We start from the raw sequence: 14358 nt of genomic DNA, 5'->3' as shown, positions 1-14358 counted from the left end.
TTAAAACTTAAAATTAAGTGTTAGTCCTAAGTCAGAAGAATTTTCCCACTGATTATATTGGTAATGTGGGCTTAGACTTAAGTTTTCGTCCACATTAAATTGTAATAAGTGGGCATCTACATTAGCATCTATAATGTTAAGTGCATAAAGTCCTATCGTTACTAATAATGAGACTTCCTTATTTCTTCTAAATTGTTGTTGTGCTCTTATAAGACCATCATCAGAAATTAGAGGCTCTCCATTTGCATCAGAAAATTCGTCATCTGTAAAACCTGCTAATCTTCTTTTGTAAGCATTTCTAACACGATCGAAGTCCTTATCATTTTTTATATAAAAATACACACCTGTACCAATTGCACCCCAAACAATTGGGATTTTCCAATATTTTTTATTGTAAGCTTGGCCTGCTCCTGGTAATACTGCAGAGAAAAAGGCAGCCTTAGAAGGTCTTAAAGGGTCTATTGGTTTTCTTTGAATTGTTTGTTCTTCAATAACAACTAGTTCTTTATCTAGACCAAGACCAATACTATCTTTATCTTTTTGAGAGAATGAGAGTAATGCAGAGCTGAGGCAAAGTAATAATAAATAATGAGCTTTATTTAGCACGCTGCACTAATTTTTTAATTCTATTAAAATCTTCTTCAGAATGAAAAGGTATAGTGATTTTCCCTGCACCATTGTTAGACACTTTTACATCAATCTTATGTCCAAAATAGTCCGAAAATTCTTTAATACCTTTTTTAATATACTTAGGGATTTCATTAGGTATGTTTTCTGATGCTGTATCCGTTGTAGAATTTAAATTTTTCACTAACTGCTCAGTGGCTCTTACAGAAAGCTTATTAGTAATTACTTTTTCGTAAACTTCTAATTGGTCAATTTGACTTTCAATATTTACCATAGCTCTACCATGGCCCATCGAAATAAAACCATCTCGCATACCTGTTTGAATAATTGGATCTAATTTAAGAAGGCGCAAATAGTTAGCAATAGTAGAACGCTTCTTCCCAACACGTTCACTCATTTGCTCTTGAGTTAAATTAATTTCGTCAATTAAACGCTGATAGGAGAGTGCTATTTCTATTGGATCTAAATCTTGGCGTTGGATATTTTCAACCAATGCCATCTCTAAAGATTCCTGATCGTTAGCTATTCTAATATATGCTGGTATATTTTCTAATCCAATTAATTTTGAAGCTCTAAAACGACGTTCTCCTGATACTAATTGATATTTGTTAAATGCTAATTTTCTAACTGTTATTGGCTGAATAACACCCAATTCTCGTATTGAAGACGCTAACTCTTTTAAAGATTCTTCATTAAAATTGGTTCTCGGTTGAAAAGGGTTAACCTCAATACTTTCTAAATCGAGTTCAACAATATTACCAACAACTTTATCCGCATTTTTATCTTCAGCTGATTTTATATCGTTATTAGGATCTTTCAATAATGCAGAAAGTCCGCGTCCTAACGCCTGTTTTTTAGTTGCTTTCGCCATTATAATTCATTTTTCTTTATAAGCTCTTTTGCTAAATCTAAATAGTTTTCAGCTCCTTTACTACTAACGTCGTAGTTAATAATACTCTCTCCGTAACTTGGTGCTTCACCTAAGCGCACATTGCGTTGAATAATAGTTTCAAAAACCATCTCACTAAAATGTTTTTGTACTTCTTCTACAACCTGATTTGATAAACGTAAACGAGAATCGAACATTGTTAATAGAAGTCCTTCAATGTCTAACGCCTTATTATGTATTTTTTGTACACTTTTAATAGTATTTAACAGTTTACCTAAACCTTCTAGTGCAAAATATTCGCATTGGATTGGAATAATAACAGAATCTGCTGCTGTAAGTGCATTTAAAGTAAGTAGACCAAGCGATGGTGCACAGTCTATTAAAATATAATCGTAATCAGATTTTAATTCTGAAATAGCTTTCTTAAGCATGTATTCTCTCTCCTCTTTATCGACAAGTTCTATCTCAATAGCAACTAAATCAATATGTGCAGGAATAATATCTACATTGGGTGCGTTAGAGGTTGTTATGGCCTCTTTAGCAGATCTGGTGTGTTCTAATACTTGATAAGAACCAATTTCTACGGCATCAACATCAATACCTAACCCTGAGCTTGCGTTGGCTTGCGGATCGGCATCTATAAGTAGGACTTTCTTCTCTAGAGCACCTAAAGAAGCTGCTAAGTTTACTGAGGTGGTCGTTTTACCAACACCTCCTTTTTGATTAGCAATTGCAATGATTTTACCCATCAAATGATTTGGTTTTAATAGGGTTTAAAAATACGATTATTTATGAGTTTAGGAAATTGAAGTTGTTAACATCATTAAAACAAAAAAGACAGCTATAGTATTAGCTGCCTTGATTGTTTGAATATAAACTCAATTATTAGGTTATATATGTTTTATTCTTCTTCTGGCATTAAAATAGCTTTTATGTAACCATCATTTAAATATTTCTTAGCCACATTATGCACATCTTCAGCTGTAATAGCATTAACATTAGCGTCATAATTAACGACATTATCTAAGTCACTTTTATTATAATCAGCCCCTTTTATTGCGCTCAACCAGAAACGATTCTGTTCTAGTTGATCTTTTCTTGTTAGTAGTAAAGCTTTCTTCACCTTATCTAAATCAGTAGCTGTTGGGCCGTCTTTTATTATTTTTTCTAGCTCTCCAATAGATGCGGCTGCAAGTTTTTCAGCATTATCTGGTCCGCAAGGGAATGAAATACTAAAATTGTAACGGCCATAAGGGATTTTACTAATAGAGCCTCTTGCACCAGCACCATAAACACCGCCTTCTTCTTCTCTTAATTTTTCGATAAGTTTAATGCTTAAGATTTCGCCTAACGCACTCATTGCTCTAGCTTCTTTTTCATTATATTCAGTTTCTCCTCTAAAAATTAAGTTAACTTGACTCTTAGGCTCTGTTCCTTTGTTATAAGTAAACTCGTGAGAACCAGATTTACCTCTAAAAGGATGTACTTTATAAGATTCTTTGGTGCCGTTTCCAGGTAAAGAAGCGATATAGGTTTGCGCATATTCGGCAATTTTATCATCATCAATATTACCAACAAAGTAAAAGTGAAAATCTCCTGCGTTTGCAAATCTCTCTTTATATTTCTCGTAGGCTAAGTCGTAATTTGCATTGTCTAGAGCTTCTTCATCAGGGAATCCTGTATATCTCGGATTGCCTTCACTCAAATATTTACCAAGAGCAATAGAAAAGGAAACATTAGGGCTTGATAAAATATTACCTAAGAATGCTTTTTGTTTACTAATATATGAAGCAAATGCTTCGGGATCTTTATCTAATTTGGTAAAGTAAAGATGAATCATCTGAAACATCATCTCAAAATCTTTAGGCGATGCAGAACCTCTAAAACCTTCATCATTACCACCAATATATGGTCTAACTCTAACGATTTTACCAGATGTCATTTTAGTCATATCATTTTTTGATAGACCATCTAAACTGGCTTCAAAAATACCACCATTAGCACTAGAGGTTTGTTTTAAATCTTCATCAGAATATAATGAGGTCCCTCCATAGCTAAACGCGTCTAACAAGATTTCATCATTTTTAAAATCTGTTTTCTTATAAGTTACTTTAGCTCCGTTACTAAGTGTTAGCGTAGTAGTTTCATTAATTTTTTCATGATTATTAATATCAACAGACGTTATAGTCCCTTTCTTTGGTTTTACAGGCATTAGCTGGGCACGTACAGCCTCATCTTCATAGTCTTTTATATCTGCTTTTTTAACACTATCTAGTAAATCAATCACTTGCTTTTCAGTAACCTTAGTTAGCCCCTCTTTTTTAGGGCCAGTAAGCACTACTAATCTATTATCATCATGTAAAAAATCTGCAATTAAGCCATTTACCTCTTTTAATTTTATGTTTGGTAATTCTTTTTGTGCATAATTGAATATCCATTCAATCCCAGGTATTGGGCTTTCTTGTAAGAAATTTTGTATGTAGCCATTTACGATTCTATTAGATTCTAGTTTGTCCTTATTTTTAAATTGACGTTCTAATCTTGCTACATAATCTTTTTTGGCGCGTTCTAGCTCTGAAGCCTTAAACCCAAAACGTTTTACTCGTTCATTTTCCTCTAATAAGGTTTTTAAGGCATCTAATTGTCCAGTTTCGTTGGTTTGAGCAAAAGATTGGTAAGCTTCTTTATTACCAATTATTCCTCCTTTGTATGAAAAACCATAAATAAAAGGTGGATTTGGTTTATTGCTATACTCGTTAAGTCTATTATTTATCATTTGGTCAAAAAGCCCTTCGACCATATTATCTCTGTAATCGCTAATCGTTTTTGTCTTTTTTGGGGTGCCTTTGTCTTTGTAGTAAATTTGAACCTGAGAACCTGTAGCTTCCTCATCCCACTCAATTGCAACGAATGTATCCTCATGATTTTCGGAATAATATTTTTCTCTTGGCTTTGGACTTGCAGGGTTTTTAAGGCCTCCAAAGTTTTCTTTTATTTTCTTTTCTAGTGTTTCTACGTCTAAATCACCAACTGCAATTACGGCCATTAGATTAGGACGATACCAGTCTTTTTGAAAATTTCTTAAACTCTCGTAACTAAATGTTTCAAGATTTTCTTTAGTTCCGATTGGTAAACGATCTGCATATCTTGATTTATAAGCAATCTTGTTTAGGTATTTAGCTTGCATTCTTGTTGCAGCTCCTAGACGTGTTCTATATTCTTCTATAACAACTCCACGTTCATCGTCAATATCTTTATCGGTAAGTAATGCACCACCAGCCCAATCTTGTAAAATTTGAAATCCTTTATTTAACTTCTCTGGGTCATCACTAGGAATAGGAAGAATATAAACCGTTTGGTCAAAACCAGTATACGCATTTAAGTCTGCTCCAAACTCCACACCAATACTCTGTAAATAATCTACTAATTCATTTTTTTGAAAGTTAGTTGTACCATTAAAATTCATGTGTTCCATGAAGTGTGCTAGTCCAACTTGGTCATCCGTTTCTAAAATAGAGCCTGCTTTTAATGCTAAACGCAATTCTACTTTGTCTTCTGGTTTACCATTGTTTTGGATGTAATAGGTGAGGCCATTAGAAAGTTTACCAATTTTAACATCTGGTGTTGTTGGCAATACGTCTGATGGTACCGAAACTGATTTTTGTTGTTCTGGTGTTTTTGATTGTCCGTTTGCCGAGAATGCGACAAAAAGGAAACAAATAAAAAGTGTTTTCAACACTTGAGGGAAATGAGTTTTCATTGATTGATGGTTTTAATTAATAGAATTTATAAGAAAATTCCTCTAATTTATACAATCTAAGTTACTGATAATAATGTATAACATTATTTTAACTAAAATTTTAGTTCAAAACTACTGTTATTTGAGATGCGTGTTGAGAGACTTATGCTAACGTTATTGTCTAGTTTACTAATCAATTAAAATTTCTAAAATCTGAATTGCAGCTTCACTAATTTTTGTGCCAGGTCCAAAAACGGCTACAGCACCAGAATCGAACAAATATTGATAATCTTGTTTTGGTATAACACCTCCAACAATTACCATAATATCGTCTCTACCATAGGTTTTTAATTCTTCAATAACTTGTGGTACCAAGGTTTTATGTCCGGCAGCAAGAGAGGATACACCCAAAATATGGACATCATTTTCTACCGCTTGTTTAGCGGCTTCTTTAGGTGTTTGAAAAAGTGGGCCAATATCTACATCGAAACCAACATCTGCATAACCCGTTGCTACCACTTTTGCACCTCTGTCATGTCCGTCTTGTCCCATTTTAGCAATCATAATACGTGGTCTACGTCCATCTTGCTCAGCAAACTCATCTGCTAATTCTCTAGCTTTTTGAAAACTTTTGTCATTCTTTATCTCTTTGCTGTACACTCCACTAAATGATTTAATTTGTGCCTTATATCGTCCAAACTCAACTTCTAGAGCATCGCTTATTTCTCCTAAAGTGGCACGTTTGCGTGCGGCATCTATGGCTAAAGCTAATAAATTTCCTTCACCAGTCTTGGCAACTAATGTTAATTTTAATAATGCTGTTTTAACTTCTTTAGAGTTTCGCGATGATTTGATTTGATTTAAGCGTTCTATTTGTTGCGTTCTAACTGTTTGATTATCGACTTCTAAAATATGGAGTGGATCTTCCTCGTCTAGTTGATATTTATTTACACCAACAATAACATCTTGGCCGGAGTCAATTCTTGCTTGTTTTCTGGCAGCAGCTTCTTCTATTCTAAGTTTTGGGATACCAGCTTCAATAGCCTTAGTCATACCTCCTAATTCTTCAACTTCTTCAATTAATTGCCAAGCTTTATGAGCAATATCATGTGTTAGTTTTTCAACATAATAACTACCAGCCCATGGATCTACTGTTTTTGTGATATGTGTTTCTTGCTGTAAATATATTTGAGTGTTTCTTGCGATTCGGGCGGAGAAATCTGTAGGTAGTGCTATGGCTTCATCTAATGCATTAGTATGTAAACTTTGTGTACCTCCAAAAGCAGCGGCAGATGCTTCTATACAAGTCCTAGCAACATTGTTAAAAGGATCTTGCTCTGTTAGACTCCAGCCAGAGGTTTGGCAATGGGTTCTTAAAGCTAAAGATTTTTGATTCTTTGGGTTAAATTGTTTAACTATTTTAGCCCAAAGCATTCGTGCTGCTCGCATTTTAGCAATTTCCATAAAGTGATTCATGCCAATAGCCCAAAAGAAGGATAGGCGAGGAGCGAAAGTGTCAATATCCATACCTGCATCTAGACCTTTTCTTATGTATTCTAGTCCATCGGCAAGTGTGTAAGCTAGTTCAATATCGCAAGTAGCTCCAGCCTCTTGCATATGGTATCCAGAAATGCTAATACTGTTAAATTTTGGCATATACTCACTTGTATATTGAAAGATGTCTGAAATAATTTTCATCGAAGGTGTTGGTGGGTATATGTAGGTGTTACGCACCATAAACTCTTTTAGAATATCATTTTGAATTGTTCCTGCTAGTAATGCAGGTTCTACACCTTGCTCTTCTGCTGCAACAATGTAAAACGCCATAATTGGTAAAACGGCTCCATTCATTGTCATAGAAACTGACATTTTATCTAAAGGAATTTGATCAAAAAGAACCTTCATATCTTCAACTGTATCTATTGCTACACCTGCTTTGCCCACATCTCCAATCACACGCTCGTGGTCCGAGTCATAACCTCTATGTGTTGCCAAATCAAAAGCTACCGACAGCCCTTTTTGTCCTGCGGCAAGATTTCGCCTGTAAAAGGCATTGCTTTCTTCGGCTGTTGAAAAACCAGCATATTGTCTAATCGTCCAAGGTCTGCGAACATACATTGTTGAATATGGTCCTCTTAGGTTTGGAGCAATTCCAGCAACAAAATTTAGATGCTCTAAATCTTTAAGGTCTAGTTTAGAATAGGTAGATTTAACATCTATATCTTCAGCTGTTAGCGACAGTTTCTGGTTAGTATTCGTGCTAGCTTTCTGACTATTAATTGATATATGTTGAAGATTCTTTCTTGGCATTTTTAATATGATTTTTAAGTGTAAAAGTTGTAATAGATTTTATCTATACTGATTTTTACTCTTTATTTAATCTATTGATTTCCAGATTTTCTGATAGTCTTTTTCTTATAATTGGTTCAATAAGAGTTTTTCTCTTTTTTATAGTTAAGAAAGGGCTTATTTCTAGGTCATTCTTCATTTTATCAGCAGGATTTGGATATTTATTCGTTCCAAGTAGTACTAAATTTTCTGTATCAAAATCTAATTGTTCTTTTTCTGAACTTTCTTTGATTTTTCTCTGAATAGTACCCTCTTTTAATTGCTTTAAAAAACCGCCATTAGCTTCTAGGTTTTTAAATAGTTCTAGTGCTTTTTCGGAAAGTTGATGCGTTAAACTTTCAATATAATATGCTCCATCAGCAGGGTTGTTAACTCTGTCGAAATAGCTTTCGTGTTTTAATACTAAAAGTTGATTTCTAGATATACGATCTCCAAATTCATTTTGGTTATGATATATAGCATCATAGGGTAAATTACAGATAGTATTTGCGCCTCCAATAATAGCACTCATACATTCTGTAGTTGTTCGCAACATATTTACATTGTAATCGTAAATTGTTTTATTGCGTTTACTAGGTGAAGCAATTATGTTGCAATCTGTATTCACATTATATTCAGAAGCCAAAGAAGCCCATAGAGATCTTAGTGCTCTTAACTTCGCTATTTCGAAAAAATAATTTGACCCGACAGAAACATTAAAGGTTATTTGAAGAGATGTCTTGGCTTCTCCATTAAGGTTGTCTTCTAAATAGTTTAAGTACTCGTTTGCATGAGCCATTCCGTAGGCGAGTTGTTGCGTAATTGTGCTACCAGCATTTTGGTAAATTTCTGTATCTATACTTAATTGATTAGTTGCTTTAACCGTAAGTCTAAATTCTTCGAAGTCGTCTTTTATATTGTTATACCAGTTTCCTGTTTTAGCAAGATTACCAATGATATCTGTATGAATAAAAGTTAAATTTTGTTTTGTATTATTTTCAGATAAAAAGCTAAATTTATTTAAGAATGCCTTAGGAATAGAATCTGATTTAATATGAATAGGTATTGAATTGATATCTATGTTTTGGAATAAATCTTCTAATGCTACTGCACTTTTTTTAATATTGAATATTATACTTTCTGCACCACGATTAATAGCGTCAATAGCTGTAAGGTTAGAATCTTTACCATTAACTACATTAATATATTGACATATTTTCCACTCAGTTGCATTGCTTAAAGAAACTTCTGGTAAGTTATCAAATTCATCAGCATGGTAAAAAGGTTTTACATGTATACCTTCATTGTTTTTCCATATTAATGTGTCATTATAATCAGCACCTTTAAGATCAAATTGAATCTTTTGTTTCCAGGCCTTTGAAGATGTGTCTTCAAACTCATTAAATAAAGATTTACTCATCTTATTGGTTTTTGGCTATACTATCCTCGTATTCTATAATAAAAATATCTTCGTTAGGCCTTTTCATATTATATGTTTCTCTTGCAGTCCGCTCAATTCCTTCTTCAGTGCTTAGGGCTTTAATAGCCTTTGCGTCTTTGGTCATTTCATTTTTGTAATGTTCTTTTTGATATTCTAATTCTCGTTTATCATCATTTAGTTCTCGGTGAAATAGCCAAGAATGAGCATCAAAGAATAGCATCCATACCACAAAAACAATTAATACAAGTAGATAGATACTTTTAAAAGGCTTTAAGTATTTGTTATCAAAAATTCCCATTATAAACGTTCGTTAATTATTGTTTTAACGATATCTACCGCAACAGTGTTGTATTTATTATTAGGAATAATAATATCAGCATATTCTTTCATAGGTTCAATAAATTGCTGATGCATTGGTTTTAGTGTTGTTTGATACCTAGTTAAAACTTCATCAATATCTCGACCACGTTCGGTTATATCTCTTTTTAAACGACGAATTAAGCGTTCGTCTGAATCTGCATGAACAAATATTTTAATATCAAATAATTCTCTTATTTCTGGATTAGTAAGAATTAAGATACCTTCTACGATCATAACTTTTCTGGGCTTTGTAGAAATAGTGTCACCTGTGCGGTTATGTTTTACGAAAGAATATACAGGTTGGTTTATTGTATTTCCTTTCTTTAATTCTTTTAAATGTGCTTCTAAAAGTTCAAAATCGATAGAACGTGGATGGTCAAAATTAATTTTCACACGCTCATCATAACTCAAGTGAGACGTATCCTTGTAGTAAGAATCTTGTGAGATTACACCAACTTCTCCTTCTGGTAATTCATTAAGAATTGTATTTACAACTGTAGTTTTGCCACATCCTGTTCCGCCTGCAATCCCTATTATTAACATTATAATTTTTTTTGATTGATTTAGTTTTCAAAATTAGGTATTATTATTTAGCAATTTTTCCTACCTGTTCTGCCGTTAACATCTTGCCATAATTATTTCCCCAACTGTTATTGATATAATTAACTACATCAGCTACTTCCTCGTCCGAAAGGCCTAAAGGGGCCATTACACTATTATACGTTATTCCGTTTACTGTAATTTCACCAGACATTCCGTTTTTTACAGCCTTAATACTAGCTGTTTGTTTTTTCTTTAAGTAATCTGAATTTGCTAATGGTGGAAATGCCTTAGTTACGCCCTTTCCATCAGCCATGTGGCAGGTGATGCATAAATTTTCGTAAACAAGTTTGCCTTCTATGATACTCGCCTTTAATTCTGGTGAAACTTGCTTAATAGATGTCTTTTTTGGGTACTTAACTTTATTCGTTTTATCTTCTTTCTCATTTGAGTTACATGAGACAACAATTAATAACAATACCACAAGCTTTACTATTTTTTTCATTTTTTAATTAATTTAATTATTCCTAAATTTTCAATTCCGACGTAAATATAACCATCGGGTCCTTGTTCTATGCATCTTACTCTTCCTAATCCATCGAGTAAACGCTCTTCTTTTATAACTTTATTATTTTTTATGGTACACATGTCTAAATATTGAAATTTAAGTGAGCCAACTAAAAGATTTCCGTTCCAATCCCCATATTTATCACTGTCAATAAAAGACATGCCACTCGGTGCTATCGAAGGAACCCAATAATGAATTGGCTGTTCCATTCCGTCTTTTTTTGTTATATCGGTGAATTTAGTACCACTATAGTTTACACCATAACTGATTATTGGCCACCCATAATTTTTACCAGGCTGTATAATGTTAATTTCATCACCTCCTTTTGGACCATGTTCATGTGTCCAAATATCACCAGTGCCTGGTTGTAATGTCATTCCTTGAGGATTTCTATGCCCAAATGAATAAATGGCTTTTTTTGCTTTAGCATTTTTAATAAAAGGATTGTCCTTAGGAATACTCCCATCATCATTAATTCTATAGATTTTACCGCAGTCTCTAGTGATATCTTGAGGATTTACGTCTCTGTTTCCTCGATCACCAACACTAAAATAAAGATAGCCATCATTATCAAATGCTAAACGAGACCCAAAGTGCTGTCCTTTTTTAGAGTTAGGTTCAGCTTTGTAAAGTACATTAAAGTTGGTTATTGTATTATTTTTTAATTTTGCTCTCGCAATTGTGGTATTACCACCTTGGCCATCTCCTTTTTCAGAGGCGTACGAGAAATAAATCCATCCATTATTTTTATAATCTGGATGCAGAATAATATCCATTAATCCACCTTGACCTCTAAGATAAATTTCTGGTAGTCCGGAAACATTTGTTTTATTACCTTCCTTAAAGTGTATAAGCTCGCCAGATTTTTCATTAATTAATATAGATCCATCCGGAAGAAATGTAAAAGCCCATGGAATGCTGAGATCAGGCACTATAACTTCATGGCTATTTTCTGTGTTTACAGGGTTTTTATCTTGTGCACAAGTTAAGAGGCTAGTAAAAATTAATACTATAACTGGAAATCTCAATTTCATGTTTTAAAGGTATTAAATTATGAGAGTCTAAATTTAGAAAATTGTTATTGGATAAAGAAGAAAAACTATATATTTGCACACCGAAAATAAGAATCTATTATTTCGGGGTGTAGCGTAGCCCGGTTATCGCGCCACGTTTGGGACGTGGAGGCCGCAGGTTCGAATCCTGCCACCCCGACTTTAATTAAAAAAGCTCAGTATTCACTGTGCTTTTTTTTGTTGTAAGTATTTTGAAAAGTTCTTCATTTTCCAAGTGATAGCTCAAAAATTACTATTTATACCCTATTAATTCTAAAAAGGTTAGCGATTGTCTTTGGAAATTAAGGATTTAACGAGTTTTTGTCCATATCCGTTATTATTTTAATACTTTGCACTGTAGGTAATTACTTTTATTTAATGATAACATTTATTGTACCGATTAAAAGTGAACGAGTAACAAACAACTGGCCAAAATTCTGCAAGTTGTTTGAAGGCACATTAAAGTCTATTTGTAATCAAACAGACAAAGACTTTAAGGTTATAGCAGTCTGTCACGAAATACCAAAAATTGATTTTGTACATAGTAATGTTGAATATATTCAAGTTGAATTTGAACCACCTATAAAAAGAAAAACAGAAAGCGCCGCAAGTATCAATAAACGAAGAGAAATTGATAAAGGAAAAAAATTGAAATTAGGTAGTGCTTATGCTAACGATAATTTTAATACGGATTATGTAATGACCGTAGATTCTGATGATTTTATAAGTAATCGCATTGCTGAGTATATTAATTCAAATACTGTTGACCAACCAGGTTGGTATATAAAAAAGGGTTACATACATTTAGACGGAAAGCCTTTCTTGTTTTCTACCATTAAGTTTAGTTACCTATGTGGTAGCTCAATAATTGTAAAACCAGAGATATTAAAATACTTTTTTGAAGTAGACCCAATTTTATATTTTGATCATCGTTTAAAAGTATTGAACAAAAATATAGTATTGTCAGAATTACCCTTTTACGGTGGAATCTATAGCATGGCAAATGGCGAAAATCACCTAATGTCAATATCAAACATCAAGAAATTTAATAATCATAAAGGATGGATGTCTTCTGAAGGTATTAAAAGAATTTTAATGAAACTTTTCAATTATAGCATCCGAAGAACTACTAAAAAAATTCGTAAAGAATTCAGTTTTTATAATTAAATCTCTTAGATTGAAATTTTATTCAACTCTTTTATAATTTTCAGAATAAATACGATTACCATCCTCATCTAGCTCTATCTGTTGAAAACGATTTGGTTGAAGTGTTAGTTCAAATGTGAATTCTTTATTCTCAGCTATAACTAAATCCATTTCAGTTGATCCAAAATCTAATGTTTCTGTTAAGCTACCTTCATTAAATTTATAAGTACCATAACCAAACCATTCTGAAGAGTCTGCTGGCCTATGTTTACACCACATTACTTTAGTGTCTGTATACATTTTTAGTTGTCTAAATTCAGGGTTCATTTTAAAAGAATCCACTACTACATTATCTTTGTAATTATAAAAGCCTATTAATTCCCAAGTGCCTTTTAGTGAGGCTTTATTTTCTTTTTGTTTGGCTGTATCTTCTTCAATAGACGTTATTGCATTATCGGTTGAATTTTTACATGTGAATACTAACAAGAAAGTCGCAATAAAAATTAAAATTTTAGATTTCATAATGGTTAGATTTTACTATTAAACCCTTATAAATTAAGAAATTAAATCGGAATAAAGAAAAGATTGAATCTTTTTATAGCCCTATAAGTAGTGTTAATAACTTCTATGTAAGGATTTAGCCAAAAATCCTACTTTTGTTATGTAATAAAATACAAGATATGTCTGATACAATTGAAAAAATAAAATGTTTAATAATTGGTTCTGGTCCTGCTGGCTATACAGCTGCAATTTATGCGTCTAGAGCTAATATGGCTCCAGTATTATATCAAGGTGAACAACCAGGAGGGCAACTTACAACTACTAATGATGTAGAGAATTTTCCGGGTTACCCAGATGGTATTACTGGTCCGGAGATGATGATACAATTACAAAAACAATCGGAACGTTTTGGAACAGATGTACGTCATGGATGGATTACTAAAGTAGATTTCTCGGGAGATGTTCATAAAGTATGGGTCAATGGTGAGACCGAAATACATGCTTCTACTGTAATAATTTCTACAGGAGCTTCAGCCAAGTATTTAGGATTGCCATCTGAGCAAAAATATTTAAAATTAGGTGGAGGTGTTTCTGCGTGTGCGGTTTGTGATGGTTTTTTCTACAGAAATCAGGAGGTAGTTATTGTTGGTGCAGGTGACTCTGCAGCAGAAGAAGCACATTATTTATCTAAGCTCTGTAAAAAAGTAACTATGTTAGTTAGACGTGATGAGTTTAGAGCATCTAAGATTATGGCTAATCGTGTTAAGAATACTGAGAATATTGAAATTTTATTTAATACTGAAACAGACGAAGTACTTGGCGATGGCCAGGTTGTTACAGGCGTGAGAGCATTTAACAATCAGACTAATGAAAAATTTGATATACCAGCAACTGGATTTTTTGTAGCCATAGGTCATAAACCCAATACAGATATATTTAAAGATTATTTAGAACTTGACGAAACGGGTTATATTGTAAATGCAGTTCCGGGAACAAGTAAAACCAATGTTGACGGTGTATTTGTTAGTGGAGATGCAGCTGATCATGTCTATAGACAAGCTATTACTGCTGCTGGTACTGGTTGTATGGCTGCTTTGGATGCAGAGCGTTATTTGGCTGCTAAAGAATCTGATTTCGAAGTTTCAACTCCAACTTATAATTAATAGA

13 protein-coding genes and 1 tRNA gene are annotated in these 14358 nt (G+C 33.2%); 3 read left to right on the top strand and 11 right to left on the bottom strand.

Annotated elements, in window-relative coordinates:
• The 10 genes from ACFWU4_RS11650 to ACFWU4_RS11605 form a co-directional block, all read right to left on the bottom strand.
• A complete protein-coding gene (locus tag ACFWU4_RS11650; RefSeq protein ID WP_411128040.1) occupies positions 1-606 on the bottom strand; it encodes a DUF5683 domain-containing protein in 606 nt (201 codons plus the stop codon).
• Entirely contained in the window at positions 596-1498 is a 903-nt protein-coding gene (locus tag ACFWU4_RS11645) for a ParB/RepB/Spo0J family partition protein (protein ID WP_411128038.1), read from the bottom strand. The genes ACFWU4_RS11650 and ACFWU4_RS11645 overlap by 11 nt, the downstream gene beginning before the upstream one ends.
• Positions 1498-2265, bottom strand: a complete 768-nt coding sequence (locus ACFWU4_RS11640; protein ID WP_411128036.1) for a ParA family protein — start codon at positions 2263-2265, stop codon at positions 1498-1500. Before ACFWU4_RS11640 ends, ACFWU4_RS11645 begins: the two co-directional genes overlap by 1 nt.
• A 152-nt stretch (positions 2266-2417) precedes the next feature.
• A complete protein-coding gene (locus ACFWU4_RS11635) occupies positions 2418-5276 on the bottom strand; it encodes a M16 family metallopeptidase (RefSeq protein ID WP_411128034.1) in 2859 nt (952 codons plus the stop codon).
• 168 nt (positions 5277-5444) lie between these two features.
• Positions 5445-7565 carry a methylmalonyl-CoA mutase gene (gene scpA / locus ACFWU4_RS11630; protein WP_411128032.1) on the bottom strand — a complete coding sequence of 707 codons (2121 nt, stop codon included), beginning with the start codon at positions 7563-7565 and terminating at the stop codon, positions 5445-5447.
• Between the two features lie 55 nt (positions 7566-7620).
• Entirely contained in the window at positions 7621-9003 is a 1383-nt protein-coding gene (locus ACFWU4_RS11625; protein WP_411128030.1) for a methylmalonyl-CoA mutase subunit beta, read from the bottom strand.
• Position 9004: 1 nt separating this feature from the next.
• A complete protein-coding gene (locus tag ACFWU4_RS11620) occupies positions 9005-9322 on the bottom strand; it encodes an FtsB family cell division protein (RefSeq protein ID WP_411128028.1) in 318 nt (105 codons plus the stop codon).
• On the bottom strand, positions 9322-9927 hold the full coding sequence (udk, locus tag ACFWU4_RS11615; RefSeq protein WP_411128026.1) for a uridine kinase: 606 nt from the start codon (positions 9925-9927) through the stop codon (positions 9322-9324). Before udk ends, ACFWU4_RS11620 begins: the two co-directional genes overlap by 1 nt.
• A gap of 43 nt (positions 9928-9970) precedes the next feature.
• Positions 9971-10429 carry a c-type cytochrome gene (locus ACFWU4_RS11610; protein ID WP_411128024.1) on the bottom strand — a complete coding sequence of 153 codons (459 nt, stop codon included), beginning with the start codon at positions 10427-10429 and terminating at the stop codon, positions 9971-9973.
• The gene (locus tag ACFWU4_RS11605) at positions 10426-11526 is read right to left on the bottom strand and encodes a PQQ-dependent sugar dehydrogenase (RefSeq protein ID WP_411128022.1); all 1101 of its coding nucleotides are present in this window, start codon (positions 11524-11526) and stop codon (positions 10426-10428) included. The genes ACFWU4_RS11610 and ACFWU4_RS11605 overlap by 4 nt, the downstream gene beginning before the upstream one ends.
• Before the next feature lie 103 nt (positions 11527-11629).
• On the opposite strand from ACFWU4_RS11605, the gene ACFWU4_RS11600 reads away from it, so the two are divergent.
• A tRNA-Pro gene (locus ACFWU4_RS11600) sits at positions 11630-11704 on the top strand.
• A gap of 218 nt (positions 11705-11922) precedes the next feature.
• Positions 11923-12711: a hypothetical protein gene (locus ACFWU4_RS11595; RefSeq protein ID WP_411128020.1), complete on the top strand. Its 789-nt coding sequence runs from the start codon at positions 11923-11925 to the stop codon at positions 12709-12711.
• Positions 12712-12729: 18 nt separating this feature from the next.
• On the opposite strand, the gene ACFWU4_RS11590 is transcribed toward ACFWU4_RS11595, so the two are convergent.
• Complete coding sequence (locus ACFWU4_RS11590) at positions 12730-13212, bottom strand: hypothetical protein (RefSeq protein ID WP_411128018.1); 483 nt, start codon at positions 13210-13212, stop codon at positions 12730-12732.
• Positions 13213-13370: 158 nt separating this feature from the next.
• On the opposite strand from ACFWU4_RS11590, the gene trxB reads away from it, so the two are divergent.
• The gene (gene trxB, locus ACFWU4_RS11585) at positions 13371-14354 is read left to right on the top strand and encodes a thioredoxin-disulfide reductase (protein WP_411128016.1); all 984 of its coding nucleotides are present in this window, start codon (positions 13371-13373) and stop codon (positions 14352-14354) included.
• Positions 14355-14358: the final 4 nt, after the last annotated feature.

This window comes from Winogradskyella sp. PE311 (assembly GCF_046545555.1).
Taxonomy (GTDB): Bacteria; Bacteroidota; Bacteroidia; order Flavobacteriales; family Flavobacteriaceae; genus Winogradskyella.
This window is presented reverse-complemented; position numbering and strand designations above follow the sequence as displayed.

Bases quoted from the DNA above. Each gene is read 5' to 3' on its own strand.
- ACFWU4_RS11595 (WP_411128020.1), top strand. From the start codon at position 11,923: ATGATAACATTTATTGTACCGATTAAAAGTGAACGAGTAACAAACAAC.
- ACFWU4_RS11640 (WP_411128036.1), bottom strand. From the start codon at position 2,265: ATGGGTAAAATCATTGCAATTGCTAATCAAAAAGGAGGTGTTGGTAAA.
- ACFWU4_RS11590 (WP_411128018.1), bottom strand. From the start codon at position 13,212: ATGAAATCTAAAATTTTAATTTTTATTGCGACTTTCTTGTTAGTATTC.
- ACFWU4_RS11645 (WP_411128038.1), bottom strand. From the start codon at position 1,498: ATGGCGAAAGCAACTAAAAAACAGGCGTTAGGACGCGGACTTTCTGCA.
- scpA (WP_411128032.1), bottom strand. From the start codon at position 7,565: ATGCCAAGAAAGAATCTTCAACATATATCAATTAATAGTCAGAAAGCT.
- ACFWU4_RS11620 (WP_411128028.1), bottom strand. From the start codon at position 9,322: ATGGGAATTTTTGATAACAAATACTTAAAGCCTTTTAAAAGTATCTAT.
- ACFWU4_RS11635 (WP_411128034.1), bottom strand. From the start codon at position 5,276: ATGAAAACTCATTTCCCTCAAGTGTTGAAAACACTTTTTATTTGTTTC.
- ACFWU4_RS11610 (WP_411128024.1), bottom strand. From the start codon at position 10,429: ATGAAAAAAATAGTAAAGCTTGTGGTATTGTTATTAATTGTTGTCTCA.
- udk (WP_411128026.1), bottom strand. From the start codon at position 9,927: ATGTTAATAATAGGGATTGCAGGCGGAACAGGATGTGGCAAAACTACA.
- ACFWU4_RS11605 (WP_411128022.1), bottom strand. From the start codon at position 11,526: ATGAAATTGAGATTTCCAGTTATAGTATTAATTTTTACTAGCCTCTTA.
- trxB (WP_411128016.1), top strand. From the start codon at position 13,371: ATGTCTGATACAATTGAAAAAATAAAATGTTTAATAATTGGTTCTGGT.
- ACFWU4_RS11625 (WP_411128030.1), bottom strand. From the start codon at position 9,003: ATGAGTAAATCTTTATTTAATGAGTTTGAAGACACATCTTCAAAGGCC.